Raw genomic sequence first — 19,194 nt, forward strand, 5'->3', positions numbered from 1 at the left:
CCCTAGCGATAGGGCGCATCGGCTTCAAGGTTTGCAGCGATGGCTCGCTCCCACTTGTCCCCGTTGGCCAGCAATTTGTCCTTGTCATAGAGCAATTCTTCGCGCGTTTCGGTCGCATATTCGAAGTTTGGCCCCTCGACCACGGCATCCACTGGGCAGGCCTCTTGGCAGAACCCGCAATAGATGCATTTGGTCATGTCGATGTCATAACGCGTGGTGCGGCGGCTGCCGTCTTCGCGCGGTTCGCTCTCAATCGTGATCGCCTGCGCCGGGCACACGGCCTCGCACAGCTTGCACGCGATGCAGCGCTCTTCGCCATTGGGATAGCGGCGCAAGGCATGCTCCCCGCGAAAACGCGGGCTCAGCGGGTTCTTTTCGAACGGATAATTGATCGTCACCTTGGGCTTGAAGAAGTACTTCAAGGTCAGCGCATGTGCTTTCAGGAATTCCCACAGGGTGAAGGATTTGATAAGTTGTTTGACGGTGGTCATGCACCGGTCCTTTTCGCGATAAGCGCATCACAGGAATAATTCCGCTCAGAAGAAAACGGAATGTGCCCTGTCTTCGCTTGATAGGAGCGCGTAAGCTCGATTTGATCTAATAAAGGTTGCGGATTGGCGAAGCTCAACGTGGTATCACTAATCGGATGTTTGCGCCGCAACATGACCTTGTCATCGGAAATTGAACCTCGCCAAATTGCTTCAGAACGCGATCCATCGGCGCGGATAAATACAACGTCCTTGATCCGATTTCTGTCATGCAGATAGCTGATAACGATTGGTTGGCCCGCCATTGACGAATCGTCGGCGGCCCATGGTTCTTGTGGCAAGCACGTAAGCATAACCCAAGAGGCTGAAAGAAGTGGGGCAGTCAGCATCATCCCCAATGCCCCGTCGCCATAAGGTAACCGCTGATCAGCGCGACAAACAGCAAGCTCATCGGCAGGAACACCTTCCAGCCCAAGCGCATCAGCTGGTCATAGCGGTACCGCGGTACAGTCGCCCAGATCCAGCTGAACAGGAAGAAGAAGAAGAACGTCTTCAAGAGGAACCAGATGAAACCCGGGATGTAATAGAGCGGCGCCCACTCAATCGGTGGCAACCATCCGCCCATGAACAGCAATGTGCACAGCGAACACATCAGCAGGATGTTGGCATATTCACCGAGCCAGAACAGCGCGAAGCTCATGCTCGAATATTCGGTCTGATACCCAGCGACGAGCTCGCTCTCCGCCTCGGTCAAGTCAAACGGAGCGCGCGCCGTCTCTGCCAGCGCTGAGATGAAGAACACCACGAACATGGGAAACAGCAGCGGATTGGCGAAGAAGCCATTGATAAAGCCGAGCCCGTGCCCCTGCTGCGCCTCTACAATCCCAGTGAGGTTGAACGTCTTGGCATAGAGCACAACGCAAACCAGCACGAAGCCGATGGAAACCTCATAAGAGATCATCTGCGCGGCCGCGCGCATGGCGGAGAAAAACGGGTATTTTGAGTTACTCGCCCACCCGCTCATCACAACGCCGTAGACGCCCAGCGAGCTGATCGCGAGCACGTACAGCAGGCCGACATTGATATCGGCCAGCACCACGCCCGCATCGAACGGGATCACCGCCCATGCAGCAAGTGCGACGGTAAAGGTGATGATCGGCGCAAGCAGGAAGATACCCTTGTTCGCCGCGGTTGGAATGATGGTTTCTTGCAGGAAAACCTTCAGACCATCGGCAAAACTTTGCAGCAAGCCAAACGGGCCAACCACATTGGGCCCGCGCCGCAGCATGATTGCGCCCAGCACCTTGCGATCGACATAGATCACCATCGCGACCGCCAGCATCAATGGCAATGCGATCAGCAGGATTCCAGCGACAGTCGCCACGCCCCATGCCCATTCATAGGACATGCCAAGAGATTGGAAGAATTCGGTCACTGCGCCGATCCTTTCATCTTGTCATATATCGCGATGAGAACATGCAGGAACGTGCCATTGGCAAGCATGTAAACGCTATCAGTAAAGGCCGAATAGAGCGCGAGCGACTTTTGGTAGGCCTCCACTCCCTGCATCGTAGGATCAGCAAACCCCATCATAGTGGTGATGTTCATCCACTGGTTCCCGAGGTTCCAGACAAATAAGACGGCTGCAATTCCATAGAATATGAAAGGCATACGGCGGAGGAGTTGAGGAAGGTCGCTCATGAGACAAACGCCCCTTTCCCGTTTGCCCTGAGCTTGTCGAAGGGCTGCCCTTCTTCTGCTCCGGCATCAAAAAGTGAAATGCAGGGCTTCGACAAGCTCAGCCCGAACGGTGTTTGTTGGCTCATTCCGCCGCCTCCCGCACGTCTTCACCGTGCAGCAGTTCCGCTGAGCATTGCTGCATCACGTCGCTGGCCCGCGCGATTGGGTTGGTGAGGTAGAAGTCGGCAATCGGATAACTTTCGATCAGGCCTTCTGCTTTCGCTTTGCTGTCCGCTTTTGGAAGGGTGCCGTAATCTGCCAGACCCTCTTCGCCCAGCGCCGGCACTTCCGCAATCATCTTGGCTTGCAGCTCAGCAAAGCTGTCAAACCCGACGCTCACCTTCAATGCGTCAGCCAATGCACGCAGAATAGTCCAATCTTCGCGCGCATCACCTGGCGCAAACACGGCCTTTTCGGCAAATTGCACACGGCCCTCTGTGTTGACGTAGGTTCCGGCCTTTTCCGCATAGCTCGCAGCGGGCAGAATGATGTCCGCCCTATGCGCGCCTTTGTCGCCGTGATGGCCGATATAGACCTTGAGGCTGTCCGCGAACGGCTCGTGGTTCATCTCATCCGCGCCGAGTGACAGGACCACTTTGGGCGCGGCCTTCGCGAGATCCGCCATGCCGCCCGGCACAGTGAAGTCGAGCATCAAAGAGCCCATGCGCGCCGCCGACATGTGCAGCACGTTAAAGCCGTTCCAATCGTCCGAGACGAGTTTGAACTTGTCGACCAGTTTCAGCGCCGGAGCCAAGGCCCCTTTCGCCAATGCTGCGCCGCCCAAGATAACCGCCGGGCGCTCTGCCGCCTTCATCGCGTCACCCAATGCCTTGGGAACGCGGTTCAAGACGGAAAGATCGTTGCCCAGGAAAGTGGCCGGATAGGTCGTTTCCCATTCGGGACCAACCACGAATACCCTTGCCCCGCCCTTCACTGCCTTGCGCAGGCGAGCGTTGAGCAAGGCCGCTTCCCAGCGGACATGGCTGCCCACGATCAGGATGCAATCTGCGGTCTCGATTCCGGCCAGGGTCGAGTTGAAATTGACCGCAGCGATGCTAGACACATCATAGGTCATGCCGGTCTGGCGAGCTTCGGTTAGGTCCGATCCGCTGGCCTTCAGCAGAGCCTTGGCCGCGAACATGGTTTCGCAATCGGCCATATCGCCGGCGACGGCTGCGATGCTGCTCGGCGCGCCCTTGAGCTGCTTTGCGATGGCTTTAAACGCCTCGTCCCAACTTGCCTCGGCCAGCTTGCCGCGTTTGCGCATAAACACCTTGTCGAGGCGGCGCTTGGTAAGACCATCGACCTGATAGCGGCCCTTGTCCGACAGCCATTCCTCGTTGACGTCATCATTGACGCGCGGCAGTGCCCGCATGACTTCGCGGCCCTTCGAATGCAGCGAGATGTTGGCGCCAATCGCGTCCGACACGTCGATGCTGAGCGTGCGTTTCAATTCCCATGGACGGGCTTCGAACGCATAGGGCCGTGACGTCAGAGCGCCGACCGGACACAGGTCGATCACATTCGCGCTCAGCTCGTGGCTGGCGGCCTGTTCCAGATAGGTTGTGATCTGCATATCTTCGCCGCGGTACAGCGCGCCGATTTCATCCACGCCTGCGATCTCTTCAGAGAAGCGGACACAGCGGGTGCAGTGAATGCAGCGGGTCATGATCGTCTTGATCAGCGGGCCCATATATTTCTCAGTAACCGCGCGCTTGTTCTCGCGTTCGTAGCGCGAACCACCCCGGCCATAGGCAACGGCCTGATCCTGCAAATCGCACTCGCCGCCCTGATCGCAAATCGGGCAATCGAGTGGGTGGTTGATGAGCAGGAACTCCATCACCCCTTCGCGCGCCTTTTTGACCATTGGCGTGTCGGTGCGGATTTCCTGACCTTCGCTGGTCGGCAGCGCGCATGAGGCCTGAGGCTTTGGCGGACCCGGCTTCACTTCGACCAGACACATGCGACAATTGCCCGCAATGCTCAGGCGCTCATGATAGCAGAAACGCGGAATTTCCTTCCCGGCAAGCTCTGCCGCCTGAAGGACAGTTGCGCCTTCTGGGACTTCGATTTCTTCGCCGTCTACGGTGACCTTAGGCATGACTTACTCCGCAGCCTCCGCGAATTGTGCGTTGTGCTCGTGGATGCGCTTTTCCAATTCTGGACGGAAATGACGGATGAGGCCTTGGATCGGCCAAGCCGCCGCATCGCCAAGGGCGCAGATCGTGTGACCTTCCACCTGCTTGGTAACCTCTTGCAGCATATCGATTTCTTCGATTGCAGCATCGCCAGTGCGTAGCCGCTCCATCATGCGCCACATCCAGCCAGTGCCCTCGCGGCATGGCGTGCATTGGCCGCAGGACTCGTGCTTGTAGAAATAGCTGAGACGCGAGATTGCGCGGACGATGTCGGTGGATTTATCCATCACAATGACTGCCGCTGTGCCCAAGCCTGAACCAAGTTCTTTTAGCCCGTCAAAATCCATCGGCGCACTGCGAATTTGTTCTGCTGGCACCAAAGGCACCGATGAACCGCCCGGAATCACCGCGAGCAGATTGTCCCAACCGCCGGTGATGCCGCCGCAATGCTTCTCGATCAGCTCCTCAAACGGGATGCTCATCTCTTCTTCGACGACGCACGGGCGCTCCACATGGCCGCTGATCTGGAACAGTTTGGTCCCGTGATTGTTCTCACGCCCGAAGGAATTGAACCACGATGCCCCGCGCCGCAGGATCGTCGGCACCACTGCAATACTCTCAACATTGTTGACCGTGGTGGGGCAGCCATAAAGGCCCGCGCCCGCTGGGAAAGGAGGCTTCAGCCGGGGTTGCCCCTTCTTCCCTTCAAGGCTTTCAATCATCGCGGTTTCTTCGCCGCAGATATAGGCGCCCGCGCCGCGGTGCATAAACACGTCAAAATCATAGCCAGAGCCGCTGGCATTCTTGCCGATCAGTCCAGCGTCATTGGCCTCGTCGATCGCCTTTTGCAGGGTCTCGGCCTCGCGGATGTACTCTCCGCGAATGTAGATATAGGCCGCGCGTGCGCGCATTGCGAAACCAGCGATCAATGCGCCTTCGATCAGCTTGTGCGGATCGTGGCGGATAATCTCACGGTCTTTGCAGCTGCCCGGCTCAGATTCGTCGGCATTGATGACGAGGAAACTTGGACGGCCGTCTTTGCTTTCCTTCGGCATGAACGACCATTTGAGACCGGTTGGGAAACCCGCCCCGCCCCGTCCGCGCAGGCCCGATTCCTTCATCTCATCGATGATCGCATCATTGCCGCGCTGGATCAGCGCCTTGGTGTTGTCCCAATCGCCGCGCGCCTGCGCCGCCTTCAGGCTCCAATCCTGGAAGCCATAGACATTGGTGAAGATGCGGTCCTTATCAGCCAGCATCGGTCAAATCCTTCTTTTTCGCCATCTTTAGCTGCCGCAAAGCCAGCATCTGAAATGCAAGGCCCGCGGCCATCAATATGATGCCAATCGTCCGCTCGCCGGTCGCAGACAGATACGCGCCCGCGCCAAAGCCGCCGAGGCCGGCAATCGTGTATGCGATCGTCGCGCCGTTCACTGTTCGGTTTCCTTAGCCTTCGCCATGAAAATCAGTCCGAGTGCGACGAACGAGATGCCGAGCGGTGCAAATGCCCAGCCAAGCGTAACGCCGAAAGTGACGCCCAGGCTCATGCCCAGGACCATGAAACTGATCCCAAGGGCTTTCTTGCCATTCTGTTCTTCTTGTTTGCTCACCACTCACCCCGGTAATCGTGGTTGGCATCGACCATATCGGTGAGGTTGCTCAGCGCATTTGCCGGCTCTGATGTGTGGCGGCCGGGTTCCTGAGTCCCGGTCTTGGGTTGCTCACCCTTGGCCAGCGAGTCCAGCACCGTGTCGAGGCGTTCTGGCGTCAGATCTTCGTAATTGTCATCGTTGATCTGGACCATTGGGGCAGTTGCGCAATTGCCCATGCATTCCACCTCGGTCAGGGTCCAAAGGCCATCCTCGGAGACCTTGCCGAACTCCATCCCGCGCTTCTTACAAGCAGAGATGATGTCATCCGACCCGCGCAGCATGCACGGCGTCGTGCCGCAGACCTGTAAGTGATATTTCCCGACGGGCTTCATGTTGTACATAAAATAGAAGGTCGCGACCTCAAGCACGCGGATCACCGGCACGTCGATATACTTCGCGACATATTCGATCACGGGCAGCGGCAACCAACCCTGTGTCTCGGTTTCTTCGCCAACCTGACGCTGAGCCAGATCGAGCAGCGGCATTACCGCCGATTTCTGACGGCCATCGGGGTATTTGGCGATGTGATAATCCGCTCTCTTGCGGTTCTCTTTCGTCCATTCGAAAGAGCCCCAGCGTGCGCGGAGTTCCGGCGTATCAGGTGCGGGTGTACGATCAGCCAATTTGACCTCCAGACAGGAAACGCTCCACCTCGTCCTTCGCTGCTTGAATCGCACTCGCAACTACGGAAAGTCCAGAGCTATGTTGGCCATCAATTTCGGTATCATACGAAACGTAGATAGCCTTGGTCGCGCGATGACCATCTTCTGAAACAAAGACGAAGGGACCGCCATCTCGCTCCATCACAACGACCTTGAATTCGGACGAGCCATGCTTTCGGGTAACCACGACTTCATAGCTGTTGTTGCCAACGACAAATGGCTCAATATGAATGGTGTCTACCTTCACCGGTCGCACTCCCCGAACACCACATCGATAGCGCCCAGGATGGCGGTCGCGTCGGGCAGCATGTGCCCTTTGCTCATCATATCCATCGCTTGCAGGTGGCTGAACGCGGTTGGGCGGATCTTGCAGCGGTACGGCTTATTGCTGCCATCGCTGACTAGATAGACGCCGAACTCACCCTTCGGACTCTCGGTCGCGACGTAAACCTCGCCCTCTGGCACGTGAAAGCCCTCTGTGTAGAGCTTAAAGTGGTGGATCAGGCTTTCCATCGACTGCTTCATCTCGCCGCGCTTTGGCGGGGAGACTTTGCCGTCCTGGCTCGCAATGGGCCCTTCCGGAATTTCGGCAAGGCATTGCTTGATGATCTTGGCGCTTTCGTAAACTTCCTTCACGCGCACCATGAACCGGTCATAGCAATCGGAATTGGTGCCGACAGGAATGTCGAAATCCATCCGGTCATAGACATCGTAAGGCTGCGATTTGCGCAGGTCCCACGGGATGCCAGCGGCGCGGATCATCGGGCCGGAAAAACCCCATGCAATCGCATCATCGCGGCTGACCACGGCGATATCGACGTTGCGCTGTTTAAAGATGCGGTTGTCGAGCACCAGGCTCATCGCATCACCGAACAATTCCGGCAGGCGGTTGTCGATCCAATTGCCCATATCGACGAGCAATTTCTCTGGCACATCCTGATGCACGCCGCCGGGGCGGAACCAGGCGGAGTGCATGCGCGCGCCCGATGCGCGTTCGAAAAAGTTGAGGCAATCCTCGCGCAGCTCAAACACCCACAGGTTCGGCGTCATCGCGCCGACATCCATAACGTGGGCGCCGATGTTGAGCATATGGTTGCAGATGCGCGTCAGCTCCGCGAACATCACCCGTAGATATTGCGCGCGCTCCGGCACTTCGATGTTCAGCAGCTTTTCAATCGCCAGCACGTAAGAGTGTTCTTGGCAAAGCGGAGAGCAATAATCCAAGCGGTCAAAATACGGCAGCGCTTGCAGATATGTTTTATGCTCGATCAGCTTTTCCGTGCCGCGGTGGAGCAGACCCACATGCGGGTCGACCCGCTCGATCACTTCGCCGTCCAGCTCCATAATCATGCGTAGCACGCCGTGCGCCGCAGGGTGCTGAGGCCCGAAATTGATCGTGTAATTGGTGATGACATCGCCGTCAGTGGTCGGCGATTCTTCGATTTGTATGCCGTGGCTCATGATTTTTTCTCCGCGGCCTTTTTATCCGCGTCGGCACCTTCCGCCTTTTCATCACCGGGTAGGACATATTCCGCGCCTTCCCATGGTGAGAGGAAGTCGAAGGTTCGCATGTCCTGCGCCAGTTTTACCGGCTCGTAGACAACGCGTTTCTCGTCCTCGGAATAACGCAGCTCGGTATAGCCGGTCATCGGGAAGTCCTTGCGGAACGGATGCCCTTCAAAGCCATAATCGGTGAGGATGCGGCGTAGGTCTGGATTGCCGGCGAACTTCACGCCGTACATGTCGAAGACTTCGCGCTCCAACCAGCCAGCATTCGGCCACAGGCCGGTGATCGATGGAACAGCGGTCGCCTCGTCGGTGGACAGCTTGACCATGATCCGGTGGTTATTGGTCAGTGACAGCAGCATGTAGACGACTTCAAACCGCTCGGCGCGCTCTGGATAGTCGACCCCTGCGATTTCCATCATTTGCTGATAGGCATGGTCATCGCGCAGGCTACGCAGCACATCGACAATGCTGTCACGCGCCACGGTGAGGATGATCTCACCGTGCTTTTCTTCGCCAGAAATGACGGATTTGCCGAGCGCCTTGGTCAGCGCATCAAGCACACCTTCGTTCGAGGTGATTTTCGGGGCGGAATGGACGACGGTCATGGTGCTACGACCTCATCTGCGAACTCAATTGATGCAATGAATCGCTCAACAAGAAGCCTTCGCGACGCTTCGGGGTATTCTTCAGTGATTTCACCACCGACTACGCTCAAGAGGACTTTGTTATGTGCGACTTCGACGAACCCGCTCTGCGCAAGATAGTCGGTGCGAGCTTCCATATTTGTGAATGCGCGCCGCCCATCGACTGTGCGGGCAGCGGCATCATGAAGTTGGCTCTCTTCCTTGCGAATACCCTCGGTAATCAGATCGAAGAGCGAGGCATCGCCAAGTTCGGCCAATGGAACTTCGACGATCCCAGCGAACATGAGGGTTTCGCCTTGAATGCACATCACTCGCGCTTCTGGTCCGATTGGCACCGGCAGTATGCTGGCGTCCTTTGTCATTGCCTGAAACGCCAAAGTTTCCTCAGCGCTGCACGGTGTTTTGACTGAAAAAGCCTCGTCAGGAGATTGAAAACGCGACCAATCATCGCCCGCGACGCCGTCATTCGCGACGGCTACCCCACAGAGCGAGGCGAGCGCCCCGAGGCCCACAATCATAGATTTGAAACTCATCGCACAATCGTCCCGGTGCGGCGGATTTTGCGCTGCAATTGCATCACGCCATAGAGCAGAGCCTCTGCCGTCGGAGGGCAACCGGGCACATAGATATCAACCGGAACAATCCGATCGCATCCGCGCACGACGCTGTATGAATAGTGGTAATAGCCGCCGCCGTTGGCGCAGCTGCCCATCGAAATCACATATTTCGGGTCCGACATCTGGTCATAGACCTTGCGCAGGGCCGGAGCCATCTTGTTGCACAGGGTGCCAGCGACGATCATCACATCCGATTGGCGCGGTGAGGCGCGCGGCGCGATGCCAAACCGCTCCATATCATAGCGCGGCATGTTCACATGGATCATCTCAACCGCGCAGCATGCGAGGCCGAATGTCATCCACCACAGCGAGCCGGTGCGCGCCCATTGGAACAGGTCTTCGGTCGAGGTGACCAGAAAACCCTTGTCGTTCACTTCGGTTTGGAGTGCGTTGAAGTAATCCGCATCAGGCTGACGCACTTCGCCGCTTTGCGCAGTCGGCAATCCCTTCATCGGCTTGCCAGCGGCGTCCAGGATCGGGCTGCCCGGGGTGATGTTTGCTGAAGTGCTCATTCCCAGTCCAGAGCCCCCTTCTTCCATTCGTAAGTCAGGCCAATCGCCAAAATGCCTAAGAAGGTCATCATTCCGATCCAACCGACCCAGCCTGTCTCGCCCAGGCTGACCGCCCAAGGGAACAAGAAGGCCGCTTCAAGGTCGAAGATGATGAAGCTGATCGCGACCAGATAAAAGCGCACATCAAACTGGCTGCGCGCGTCCTCAAATGCGGGAAAACCGCACTCATATTCAGACAGCTTTTCCGCGTCCGGGTTGTGCGCCCCGGTAAGGCGCGAGACGCCCATCGGCAGAAATACAAAAAGGCACGATAAGCCAAAGGCTATGGCGATGAAAATCAGTATCGGCAGATACTGGCTAAGGTCGACCACGATAAAGTCCAGACGGTGATTAATCCCAGGGGGTCGCTTAGGCCTCTCGCGCACGCCGCGCAAGCCCGCGAATCAGGCATTTCCTGCATCATTTGATGAGACTAGGTAAACCACCTGATTCCGCGGCTTTGCGGCGGATGGAAGCACTCCTAGAACGGTCTTCGCGGAAACATACCGTTTAATGCTGCGCAGTTTTCCCCATCACTTCATCATCCCAGCGGCAGCTTTCTGACTGGCTTTTCCATAAGGCGGCTTAAACCCGCCCAGTTTGGCAATGTCGATCTTGGGCTGGTGATAGACAGCGCGCGCGTGGCTGAATTCCTTAAAGCCTTCGACCGCGTGATAGCTGCCCATGCCGGATGGCCCGACCCCGCCGAATGGCAAATCCTCCATCGAAACATGAAAGATAACGTCATTGGTGGTGACACCGCCAGAGATCGTCCGGGTCAGCACGCGCTCCTGCTCGTCGGTGTCTTGGCCAAAGTAATAGAGGCCCAAGGGACGGTCATTTTCATTCACATAATCAACGGCATCGTCGACGGTTTTATACGTCTTTACGGGCAGGACGGGTCCGAAGATCTCTTCCTGCATCGCTTCCATCTGGTCAGTCACGTTCTTCAGGATCGTTAGCGGCATTTTGCGTTGGTTGGCCGAACCAAAATCTTCATCGCCTGGATTAACCTCGATCACCTCTGCGCCTTTGTCGCGTGCATCGGCGACCATGCCTTGCAGCCGCTCAAAATGACGATCGCTGACGATGGAGGCGTAATCATCATTTTCGAGCAGGGTTGGATACATATTGGTGACGCCGTCAGAGACGCCTTGGATTGCCTCGTCCTGCTTATCCTGCGGGACATACATATAATCAGGTGCGAGACATATCTGGCCTGCGTTCATCATTTTACCCAGAGCAATGCGCTCACCCGCTTTGGCAAAGTCGGCGCTCTTACCCATGATAACAGGCGATTTTCCGCCCAGCTCCAGCGTGACTGGCACGAGGTTCTTTGACGCAGCCTCCATCACTCGGCGCCCGGTTGCTGTGGAACCGGTGAAGACCAGATGATCAAAGGGTAACTCGGAAAATGCAGCGGCGACTTCTGGTCCGCCGGTGATTACCGCCACTTCATCGGGTGTGAAATATTCATCGACCAGTTCCGCCATCAACAGGGACGTACGCTCTGTAAATTCGCTCGGCTTGATCATCGCGCGGTTGCCCGCCGCCAGAACCTGCATCAACGGCGAGAATGCGAGATTTACCGGGAAATTCCATGGGCTAAGAATGCCAACCACGCCCTTTGGCTCATAGCGAATTTCAGCCTTCGCGCCGAGCAGCCCCAATGGAAATTGCACGGGGCGCTTTTCCGATTTGGCCCATTTATCCATGTTTTTGAGCGCATGTTTGCCCGCGCCAACTGTGCCCGCAATATCGGTGATCATCGATTGATCGACGGAGCGATTGCCGAAATCCGCGCTCATCGCCTTGCACAGGTTTTCGCTGTGATCTTTCAGCAGAGCCATGGCTCGCTTAATCCGGTCTTTGCGCATGTTCATGCTTTCCGGTCGGGATGCGGTAAAGGCCTCACGCTGGCGCTTTAGAATGGCGTCCAATTCTACTTTGCGGTCATCGGCCATAGGGTTCTCTCCAGAAATACGTTTTGATTTGCCATGCTTGTCGCCAAAAATTCGCAATATGACAAGCAGTATTGGGCCGTGACCTCACCTTGAAACTGCACATTGCCAATGCCGCAGCGCAGCATTACATCGCCCAAGACATTATCCAGTGAAACAAATTACAGATTTTAGCCAAGGAACCCCGCATGGCCCAGTTTTCCGCCAATGATCCGATTGTCATCCTTTCTTATGCTCGTACGCCAATGGGCGGAATGCAGGGCGCATTGGCTGATGTTTCAGCGACGGATCTTGGCGCCACGGCAGTCAAGGCAGCGGTGGAGCGTTCCGGCGTGAACGGTGAAGATTTTGACCGAGCCTATATGGGCTGCGTCCTACCCGCTGGTCTGGGGCAGGCCCCTGCCCGCCAGGCCGCGATTAAAGCTGGCCTGCCGAAAACCGTGCAAGCAACCACGGTGAACAAAGTTTGCGGCTCTGGCATGCAGACAGTGATCATGGGCAGCGAGGCTCTGGCATCAGGCACGATCGACATGGTGGTTGCCGGCGGGATGGAGAGCATGACCAATGCACCGTACCTGCTGAAGAAGCATCGTTCTGGTGCGCGCCTTGGCCATGACACGACCTATGATCACATGTTCCTCGACGGGCTGGAAGATGCCTATGAAGAAGGCCGGGCGATGGGCACTTTCGCGCAGGACACGGCAAACGATTATCAAATGACGCGCGAGGAGATGGATGAATATTCCGTCGAAAGCCTGCGCCGCGCTAATGCTGCGATTGAAAGCGGCGCGTTTGCGGACGAAGTCGTGCCGGTGACGTTCAAGACACGCAAGGGCGATGTTACCGTCGACACCGACGAAGCTCCTGGTAAAGGCCGCCCGGACAAGATCCCGCAATTGCGCGCAGCTTTCGCCAAAGACGGCACGATCACGGCGGCAACCTCCAGCTCAATCTCTGATGGCGCGGCCGCAGTCGTTTTGACACGCGAAAGCGTAGCGGCGGAAAAGGGCGCGACGCCAGTTGCAAAGATCGTTGCCATGGCGGCCCATGCGCGCGAACCGAAGGATTTCACGATCGCGCCGATTGGAGCGATCGAAAAAGTGCTCGCCAATGCAGGCTGGTCGGTTGACGATGTTGAGCTGTGGGAAGTGAACGAAGCGTTTGCTTGTGTGGCGATGTTCGCAATGCGCGATCTCGGCATTGATCACGCAAAGATCAATGTGAACGGCGGCGGCACAGCCCTGGGTCATCCCATTGGCGCCAGCGGCACCCGGATCATTGTGACGCTGCTCAATGCACTGAAACAGCAGGGGAAAACTAAAGGTGTCGCCAGCCTATGCATCGGTGGCGGCGAAGCAACCGCTGTTGCGGTTGAGATCGTCTGATGCAATTTCGCCGAGCCGCCGCCTGTCTTGCTCTTCCAGCGCTGATCGCGCTCAGCGCTTGCGGAGAACCGGCGACCGGCAGCGATGGCGATGCAGAGGTCAGCGGTGAGGCAGTGGACGCCCCTGCCCGCGCTGAAGCCGCCGATGGCCCAGGTTTTGTTATGGTCCCTGGCCTCTATGCCATTGGCAGCAATGGCACGATCTACGCCAAGACGAAGCTTGAGCCGGACGGAACCTACATCGACTACAACCCGCAGAATGTCCGAGTTGGTAGCGGAACATGGGACGTCGATGGCGCGTCGTTCTGTTTCAATCCGCGCGGTGAGGATGGTGAAGCGCGTGAGCAGCGTTGCTGGAATAATGGCGCAGCAAATGCTGATGGCAGCTTCACCACGACATTGTCAGACGGCAGCGAAAGCTATGAGATTACGCCGCTGAAATAGAGCGGTCAGGGCGCGCCGGTGCCCCACAGGCGGTCTTCTGGTGCCCACCCCGTACGTCCGGCAATATCAAGCTCGCACCAGCCAGCCTCGCAATTCCCCAGTCTGCCGACATTGCCCGGCATGGCGCGCCATCTGAGCGCGGATGTGGCGCTGGCGGATGCACGCAGGTCAATCGGCCCCTCGCCAATGATCATGGCGGTGCGCGCGGCGCTTAGGAGGCTGCGCGTGACCCATCCTTGCTGCCCATCCGGATCTTCAATCAGGCGCCAGCCTTCGCGTAGGCGGATGACTTTGATCGGCAGACCTTTGCGTTTGTAGACCCATTCAATCGGGTAATCGACGCTCGGCCCGACCCGCATATTGACCCGCTCAGAATCAATCGAAGCCCAATATGGCGTCTCGCGGTCCTGCGCATACAGCGGCGCGCCAAGCGGCGCTAAAGCGAGCAGGCCCAACACGGCCAAGACAGAGACAACAAATCGTTTCATAACAGATCCATCCATAGCTTCATTGGATACGCGGCTTCAAGCGCGCTTGACCTGTGCGCCCACAAGCCATTAGCGCTAGATGATGCCAAATGAACCTGCGCAGACCCAGCGCCGCAATGCGCGCGAGATGAAAGTGGTGGTGACCCGCCAGTTGATGCCTTCTGTGGAGGCGCGGATGAGCGAGCTGTTCGATTGTCAGCTCAACACCACTGACGAGCCGATGAGCCGAGATGCTTTGATCACAGCGATGAAAAGCTGCGACGTGCTGGTTCCCACCGTTACAGACAGAATTGATGCGGATATGATCGCAGAGGCAGGCGAGCCGCTGGGCCTGATTGCGAGCTTTGGCGCAGGGATTGAGCATATTGATCTGGCCGCTGCGGCAGCGCGCAAGATCTTCGTCACCAACACGCCCGGTGTTTTCACCGACGACACCGCCGATATTGCGATGGCAGGCATTATCGGAGTGCCACGGCGCATTCGCGAAGGCACAGCACTGGTTAGGCGCGGCGAGTGGACCGGATGGGCGCCATCGGGCCTGCTGGGGCGTAAGCTTGGCGGAAAGACACTGGGAATCGTCGGCATGGGCCGCATTGGCCAGGCGGTTGCGCACCGGGCGCGCGCTTTTGGCCTGTCGATTCTCTATCACAACCGCAAGCCATTGCCTGTGGCGATCGAGAGCATGCTGGGCGCGAACTATGCGGAAAGCCTGGATGATCTGCTGAGCGCGGCTGACATCGTCACATTGCACAGCCCGCTGACCGATGAGACACGTAATATGCTCGATGCTCGCCGCTTTGCTTTGATGAAACCTGGTTCGTGCATCATCAACACGGCCCGCGGCGAGTTAATAGACCAAGAAGCGCTGATCGCCGCACTGGAAAGTGGGCATCTCGCGGGTGCGGGTCTTGATGTTTACCCAGAGGAGCCGAAGGTTGATGAGCGTCTCATCAGAAGCCCCAATGTCATGACACTGCCCCATATTGGCAGCGCAACGGCGGAGGGCCGCGAAGCCTCTGGGGAGAAGGTGATCGCCAATATCCGCTTTTGGGCCGATGGACACCGCCCACCAGATCAAGTGCTAGAGGCGCTGATCGCGGGGTAAGTTGCATTAATGCCATTGATATTGAGCGCTGTTTGAAACAAAGCGCGTGCAAAGGGATTAATTTGAGCAATGACCGCATGACTGCGCGGCCTTGGGGGGACATAACAATGCTGCGCACCGCGCTTTCACTCATTATTGCTGCGGGCCTTGCCGCGCCGCTTTCTGCTCAAGATGCGGTTCAAGAGGTGGCGCCCGCTGTCGCGGTGCCTGATACTGGCGACACCGCATGGATATTGGCCTCCGCAGCGTTCGTGCTGCTGATGACATTGCCAGGCCTTGCGCTGTTTTACGGTGGCCTCGTGCGCTCCAAAAACCTGCTGTCGGTTGTCTTGCAATGCGGCGCGATTGCCGCCGCTGCTTCGGTGCTGTGGGTGATCGCCGGCTACACCATCGCCTTTGGCCCGGTTACAACAGGCTGGATGGGCGGTGGCAACGCGTTGATGTTCGATAATCTGGGTACGGTGCGTGAAGGCACTTTGGTGCCTGAAAGCACATTTGCGCTGTTCCAGATGACTTTTGCGGTCATTACCCCTGCCCTGATGGTGGGTGCATGGGTAGAGCGCGCTCGGTTTGCCTGGGTGCTGGCGTTTTGCGCGCTATGGGGCCTCGTCGTATACGCGCCGGTTGCGCATTGGCTGTGGGGCGGCGGATGGCTGGCAAGCCAATTTGGAACGCTCGACTTTGCCGGCGGCCTAGTGGTGCACACCACCGCTGGCGTTTCTGCGCTGCTGGTTGCGATGCTGCTGGGTAGGCGCGACGGTTTTCCCAAGAAGCTGATGTTGCCCCATGCTCCGGCGCTAACGATGGCGGGTGCGGCTCTGCTGTGGGTGGGTTGGTTCGGATTTAACGGCGGCTCTGCCCTGGGCGCGAATGACAACGCCTCTTCCGCCATCATCAACACACATATTGCTGCCAGCGCGGCCGCGCTCACATGGCTGCTTGTTGAGCGGCTTGCGTTGGGTAAGCCGACCACAATTGGTTGGGCAACGGGCGCGATTGCTGGCCTGGCCACGATCACACCGGCTGCGGTGTTTGTCTCGCCTGGCGCAGCGATCCTGTTCGGCGTGGCCGGTTCAATGGTTTGTTACGGCGCGATCCAGCTGATCAAGCTGAAATGGCACATTGACGATCTCGCTCGACGTATTTGCGGTTCACGGTGTGGGCGGTCTGCTGGGCACTATGTTGCTGGCTGTGTTCCTGGCACCAGAGCTTGGCGGAACGGGGTATTTCCCGGGAATGGACATGGGCAGCCAATTGTTTGCGCAATTTGTCGGGATTGGCGCGGTCGCGCTGTGGAGTGCGATTGGCACAGCGATCTTGGCGTTGATGGTGTCGGCTTTCTTCCCGATGCGGGTCAAACAGGACGAGGAAATCGAAGGCCTTGATGTGACCAGTCACGGTGAGCGCGCCTGGGATATTGAGTGAGACCCAATCGCAGAGCGGTTAGAGTGCGTCCAAGGCGCGGCTGATCTTCACCCATTCTGATTTGATATGGTCGTGCATGATGACGCGCGGCCGGGCCTGGGTTTCGGGTGTCTTGCGGCTTGCGAGCACCCGTTCAAGCACGAATTCCTCCGGCCACCCGGCCCACTCGCCCGCAGGGTCTAACAGGTTGAACGAGAACGCTGGCTCCACCTCGCAGCGATAGATCGTCTCCAGCTCTTCCTTGGAATAGCCCGCATCAGAGATCATCTCAGCGATGCGAAAATAGTGATGCTCGTCGAGCTCCGTGTCGAGGAAAGTGTCTGACAGCACCGACCATACAGGGAGCCGTCGAGCGATCTCTTCGTCCGTCAGAACCGGCAGCTGAGCCAAGGCTAATGCAGAAGGCGCACCGTCACGCATTTCCTCGCGCAGAATACCCACCACCTCGCGTATGGCCCGACGCGATGTGGCGAGCTCCAAATGTTTATAGGGCAGCTCAATCCGCAGGTCCGATTGCTCCGGCGTTCCGGCGGTGCACTCAGGATGGATCACACCGTCCCTGCTTGACCAAATCGCGAGCGTGCGAACTGGCGGCTTGTCCGACAAATCCTCCTCAAACGGCGGATTATCGACGCTGTGATCGTTCAGTGCCTCATACAAACGCCAGGCATTGTTTGCCCGGCTGTCGCCCGAAAACGGCGATCCCAAGGTGACAGCAAGGTCGATATGATGCGGCAAGCGATGCGCGAGCAGCCGCGCGTATAGCCCGCCAAGGCTCCAGCCAATCACGATGATCTTTTGTGAGGTCTGATCAGACAGTCTTGCAATGTGATCTTCCACGGCCGTGATGCGCGCTGGCGTAACCTTGGTGTTGAGACCATTTTCCCAGCCATGCGCATCAAACCCGGCCTGCCGCAGGTTCGCGATGAGCAGGGCGGTTGCGGCATTGTTGGAAAGCATGCCGGGAATGACCAGAGCGGTCTTACCATTGGCAAACGGCTCCATCTGATCGACTGAACGCAGCGGTGCAACCAATACCTTGGGCAGAGCCAAAAGCTCGCTTGCTAGGCTCAAAAAGCTGGGGCGTTGAGGTTTAACTTCGTTCAATGGACGCCCTCACCCGGCACGCAAAGACAAAGCGTAAAACTTGTTGAAGTCACTTGGCGTGTAACCGGCAAAGGCCTCGCAAGGCACAAACCCAAAGTTCTTGTAGAGACCGACTGCTGGCTCGAAAACTCCGCCATCGCCTGTCTCTAGTTTGATTTGCGGGAAACCCAATTCCCGGGCGCGGCTGATCAAGTGCTCCAACATAGCTTTGCCCGCACCCTTCCCTCGCGCATCGGGATGGGCCCGCATCGATTTAATCTCGCCAAAGCCATCATGCTGTTTCAGTGCCCCGATTGATAATAGGGCCTCGCCTTCCCACGCCGCAAAAACCTCTATTTCTGGGGCTTTCAAGCCAGATAGGTCGAGAACATGGCACGTGCCAGGCGGAGAGAATTGTTCCATCTCTCCATGATGCAATTCGAGTAGCGCGATGACTTCCGGTTCGCTCAGGTCTGTAGAACGAATGATCATCACTCACCGATCATAAATTGTCGAGCTGCGGCATGCCCAGAACATGAAAGCCGCCATCCACATGGATGATCTCTCCGGTGGTGTATGCGCCTGCATCGCTGCACAAATAGACCGCCGTTCCGCCCACCGCTTCCAACGTAGCGTTGCTGCGCATGGGCGCATTGGTATCGGTGTGTCTGTAGGTCCTGCGTGCGCCGCCAATTGCGGACATGGCCAGCGTTTTCATCGGGCCGGGGCTGATCGTGTTTACGCGTATGCCCTCTGGGCCAAGATCATCGGCCAGATATCGCACGGCCGATTCCAGCGCGGCTTTTGCGACGCCCATGACGTTATAATTGGGCGTGACACGGCTCGAACCCATATAGCTGAGCGTCAGGATCGTTCCGCCATTTTCCACCATCATCGGATGCGCACGGCGCGCAACCTCGATCAGGCTGTAGGCCGAGATATCCATGCAGTTTTTAAAGTTGTCGCGTGACGTATCAAGGAAACGCCCGGCCAGTTCCGACTTGTCGGAATAGGCAATGGCATGGACGACGAAATCGAGCGTGCCCCAGCGTTCCTGCAATGCGGCAAAGGCCGCATCAAGCGAGGCGTCATCGGTCACATCAACATCGAGCATGACATCCGAACCGACGCTCTGCGCTAGCGGTTCCAACCGCTTACCAAATCCCTCACCCTGATACGTGAAAGCCAGCTCAGCGCCGGCCTCTGCGCAGGCTTTTGCAATACCCCAGGCGATTGAGCGATCATTCGCGACGCCCATCACAAGTCCGCGTTTTCCTGCAAGGACGCCCATGCTCATGTC

24 protein-coding genes and 1 pseudogene are annotated in these 19,194 nt (G+C 57.5%); 5 read left to right on the plus strand and 20 right to left on the minus strand.

Annotation, left to right across the window (positions count from 1 at the left end):
* Positions 1–2: 2 nt before the first annotated feature.
* From nuoI to AC0V6O_RS07795, 16 genes are all read right to left on the minus strand, one after another.
* Positions 3–491 (minus strand): NADH-quinone oxidoreductase subunit NuoI, encoded by a 489-nt coding sequence (nuoI, locus tag AC0V6O_RS07720; RefSeq protein ID WP_486142937.1) that lies wholly within the window; start codon positions 489–491, stop codon positions 3–5.
* Positions 488–793 (minus strand): hypothetical protein, encoded by a 306-nt coding sequence (locus AC0V6O_RS07725; protein WP_486142939.1) that lies wholly within the window; start codon positions 791–793, stop codon positions 488–490. The genes nuoI and AC0V6O_RS07725 overlap by 4 nt, the downstream gene beginning before the upstream one ends.
* A gap of 83 nt (positions 794–876) precedes the next feature.
* On the minus strand, positions 877–1,923 hold the full coding sequence (gene nuoH, locus AC0V6O_RS07730; protein WP_486142941.1) for an NADH-quinone oxidoreductase subunit NuoH: 1,047 nt from the start codon (positions 1,921–1,923) through the stop codon (positions 877–879).
* Positions 1,920–2,096, minus strand: a complete 177-nt coding sequence (locus AC0V6O_RS07735) for a hypothetical protein (protein ID WP_486142943.1) — start codon at positions 2,094–2,096, stop codon at positions 1,920–1,922. The genes nuoH and AC0V6O_RS07735 overlap by 4 nt, the downstream gene beginning before the upstream one ends.
* Positions 2,097–2,310: 214 nt before the next feature.
* Entirely contained in the window at positions 2,311–4,329 is a 2,019-nt protein-coding gene (nuoG, locus tag AC0V6O_RS07740) for an NADH-quinone oxidoreductase subunit NuoG (RefSeq protein WP_486142945.1), read from the minus strand.
* 3 nt (positions 4,330–4,332) lie between these two features.
* Positions 4,333–5,625 (minus strand): NADH-quinone oxidoreductase subunit NuoF, encoded by a 1,293-nt coding sequence (gene nuoF / locus AC0V6O_RS07745; RefSeq protein WP_472638722.1) that lies wholly within the window; start codon positions 5,623–5,625, stop codon positions 4,333–4,335.
* Positions 5,615–5,800 (minus strand): hypothetical protein, encoded by a 186-nt coding sequence (locus AC0V6O_RS07750; RefSeq protein WP_486142947.1) that lies wholly within the window; start codon positions 5,798–5,800, stop codon positions 5,615–5,617. Before AC0V6O_RS07750 ends, nuoF begins: the two co-directional genes overlap by 11 nt.
* The gene (locus AC0V6O_RS07755) at positions 5,797–5,976 is read right to left on the minus strand and encodes a hypothetical protein (RefSeq protein WP_486142949.1); all 180 of its coding nucleotides are present in this window, start codon (positions 5,974–5,976) and stop codon (positions 5,797–5,799) included. Before AC0V6O_RS07755 ends, AC0V6O_RS07750 begins: the two co-directional genes overlap by 4 nt.
* Positions 5,973–6,641: a complex I 24 kDa subunit family protein gene (locus AC0V6O_RS07760; RefSeq protein WP_486142951.1), complete on the minus strand. Its 669-nt coding sequence runs from the start codon at positions 6,639–6,641 to the stop codon at positions 5,973–5,975. The genes AC0V6O_RS07755 and AC0V6O_RS07760 overlap by 4 nt, the downstream gene beginning before the upstream one ends.
* Positions 6,634–6,927, minus strand: a complete 294-nt coding sequence (locus tag AC0V6O_RS07765; protein WP_486142953.1) for a hypothetical protein — start codon at positions 6,925–6,927, stop codon at positions 6,634–6,636. The genes AC0V6O_RS07760 and AC0V6O_RS07765 overlap by 8 nt, the downstream gene beginning before the upstream one ends.
* Positions 6,924–8,141, minus strand: a complete 1,218-nt coding sequence (locus AC0V6O_RS07770; RefSeq protein ID WP_486142955.1) for an NADH-quinone oxidoreductase subunit D — start codon at positions 8,139–8,141, stop codon at positions 6,924–6,926. The genes AC0V6O_RS07765 and AC0V6O_RS07770 overlap by 4 nt, the downstream gene beginning before the upstream one ends.
* A complete protein-coding gene (locus AC0V6O_RS07775) occupies positions 8,138–8,794 on the minus strand; it encodes an NADH-quinone oxidoreductase subunit C (RefSeq protein WP_486142957.1) in 657 nt (218 codons plus the stop codon). The genes AC0V6O_RS07770 and AC0V6O_RS07775 overlap by 4 nt, the downstream gene beginning before the upstream one ends.
* On the minus strand, positions 8,791–9,366 hold the full coding sequence (locus AC0V6O_RS07780; RefSeq protein WP_486142959.1) for a hypothetical protein: 576 nt from the start codon (positions 9,364–9,366) through the stop codon (positions 8,791–8,793). The genes AC0V6O_RS07775 and AC0V6O_RS07780 overlap by 4 nt, the downstream gene beginning before the upstream one ends.
* The gene (locus AC0V6O_RS07785; RefSeq protein ID WP_486142961.1) at positions 9,363–9,962 is read right to left on the minus strand and encodes a NuoB/complex I 20 kDa subunit family protein; all 600 of its coding nucleotides are present in this window, start codon (positions 9,960–9,962) and stop codon (positions 9,363–9,365) included. The genes AC0V6O_RS07780 and AC0V6O_RS07785 overlap by 4 nt, the downstream gene beginning before the upstream one ends.
* The gene (locus AC0V6O_RS07790; protein WP_472640909.1) at positions 9,959–10,333 is read right to left on the minus strand and encodes an NADH-quinone oxidoreductase subunit A; all 375 of its coding nucleotides are present in this window, start codon (positions 10,331–10,333) and stop codon (positions 9,959–9,961) included. The genes AC0V6O_RS07785 and AC0V6O_RS07790 overlap by 4 nt, the downstream gene beginning before the upstream one ends.
* A gap of 201 nt (positions 10,334–10,534) precedes the next feature.
* Entirely contained in the window at positions 10,535–11,965 is a 1,431-nt protein-coding gene (locus AC0V6O_RS07795; protein ID WP_472638728.1) for a coniferyl aldehyde dehydrogenase, read from the minus strand.
* 185 nt (positions 11,966–12,150) lie between these two features.
* On the opposite strand from AC0V6O_RS07795, the gene AC0V6O_RS07800 reads away from it, so the two are divergent.
* A complete protein-coding gene (locus tag AC0V6O_RS07800) occupies positions 12,151–13,347 on the plus strand; it encodes a thiolase family protein (RefSeq protein WP_486142963.1) in 1,197 nt (398 codons plus the stop codon).
* Entirely contained in the window at positions 13,347–13,790 is a 444-nt protein-coding gene (locus tag AC0V6O_RS07805; RefSeq protein ID WP_486142965.1) for a hypothetical protein, read from the plus strand. The genes AC0V6O_RS07800 and AC0V6O_RS07805 overlap by 1 nt, the downstream gene beginning before the upstream one ends.
* 5 nt (positions 13,791–13,795) lie before the next feature.
* Here AC0V6O_RS07805 and AC0V6O_RS07810 read toward each other — a convergent pair whose 3' ends face one another.
* Complete coding sequence (locus AC0V6O_RS07810) at positions 13,796–14,278, minus strand: SH3 domain-containing protein (RefSeq protein ID WP_486142967.1); 483 nt, start codon at positions 14,276–14,278, stop codon at positions 13,796–13,798.
* Positions 14,279–14,360: 82 nt separating this feature from the next.
* Here AC0V6O_RS07810 and AC0V6O_RS07815 point away from each other — a divergent pair, with 82 nt between their 5' ends.
* From AC0V6O_RS07815 to AC0V6O_RS07825, 3 genes and pseudogenes are all read left to right on the plus strand, one after another.
* Positions 14,361–15,383, plus strand: coding sequence for a 2-hydroxyacid dehydrogenase (locus AC0V6O_RS07815; RefSeq protein ID WP_486145550.1), 1,023 nt, complete (start codon positions 14,361–14,363; stop codon positions 15,381–15,383).
* Positions 15,384–15,643: 260 nt separating this feature from the next.
* A pseudogene (locus AC0V6O_RS07820) lies at positions 15,644–16,453 on the plus strand (ammonium transporter); the annotation flags it as partial.
* A gap of 109 nt (positions 16,454–16,562) precedes the next feature.
* On the plus strand, positions 16,563–16,808 hold the full coding sequence (locus AC0V6O_RS07825) for a hypothetical protein (protein ID WP_486142969.1): 246 nt from the start codon (positions 16,563–16,565) through the stop codon (positions 16,806–16,808).
* A gap of 18 nt (positions 16,809–16,826) precedes the next feature.
* Here the strand turns inward: AC0V6O_RS07825 and AC0V6O_RS07830 are convergent, their stop codons facing one another.
* Genes AC0V6O_RS07830 through AC0V6O_RS07840 form a run of 3 tightly spaced genes read right to left on the minus strand, consistent with a single transcriptional unit; the run spans position 16,827 to position 19,185 of the window.
* Complete coding sequence (locus AC0V6O_RS07830; RefSeq protein ID WP_486142971.1) at positions 16,827–17,882, minus strand: esterase/lipase family protein; 1,056 nt, start codon at positions 17,880–17,882, stop codon at positions 16,827–16,829.
* A gap of 42 nt (positions 17,883–17,924) precedes the next feature.
* The gene (locus AC0V6O_RS07835) at positions 17,925–18,386 is read right to left on the minus strand and encodes a GNAT family N-acetyltransferase (RefSeq protein WP_486142973.1); all 462 of its coding nucleotides are present in this window, start codon (positions 18,384–18,386) and stop codon (positions 17,925–17,927) included.
* 10 nt (positions 18,387–18,396) lie between these two features.
* Complete coding sequence (locus AC0V6O_RS07840; RefSeq protein WP_486142975.1) at positions 18,397–19,185, minus strand: enoyl-ACP reductase FabI; 789 nt, start codon at positions 19,183–19,185, stop codon at positions 18,397–18,399.
* Positions 19,186–19,194 lie beyond the last annotated feature (9 nt).

The organism is Erythrobacter sp. JB2-19 (genome assembly GCF_057365005.1).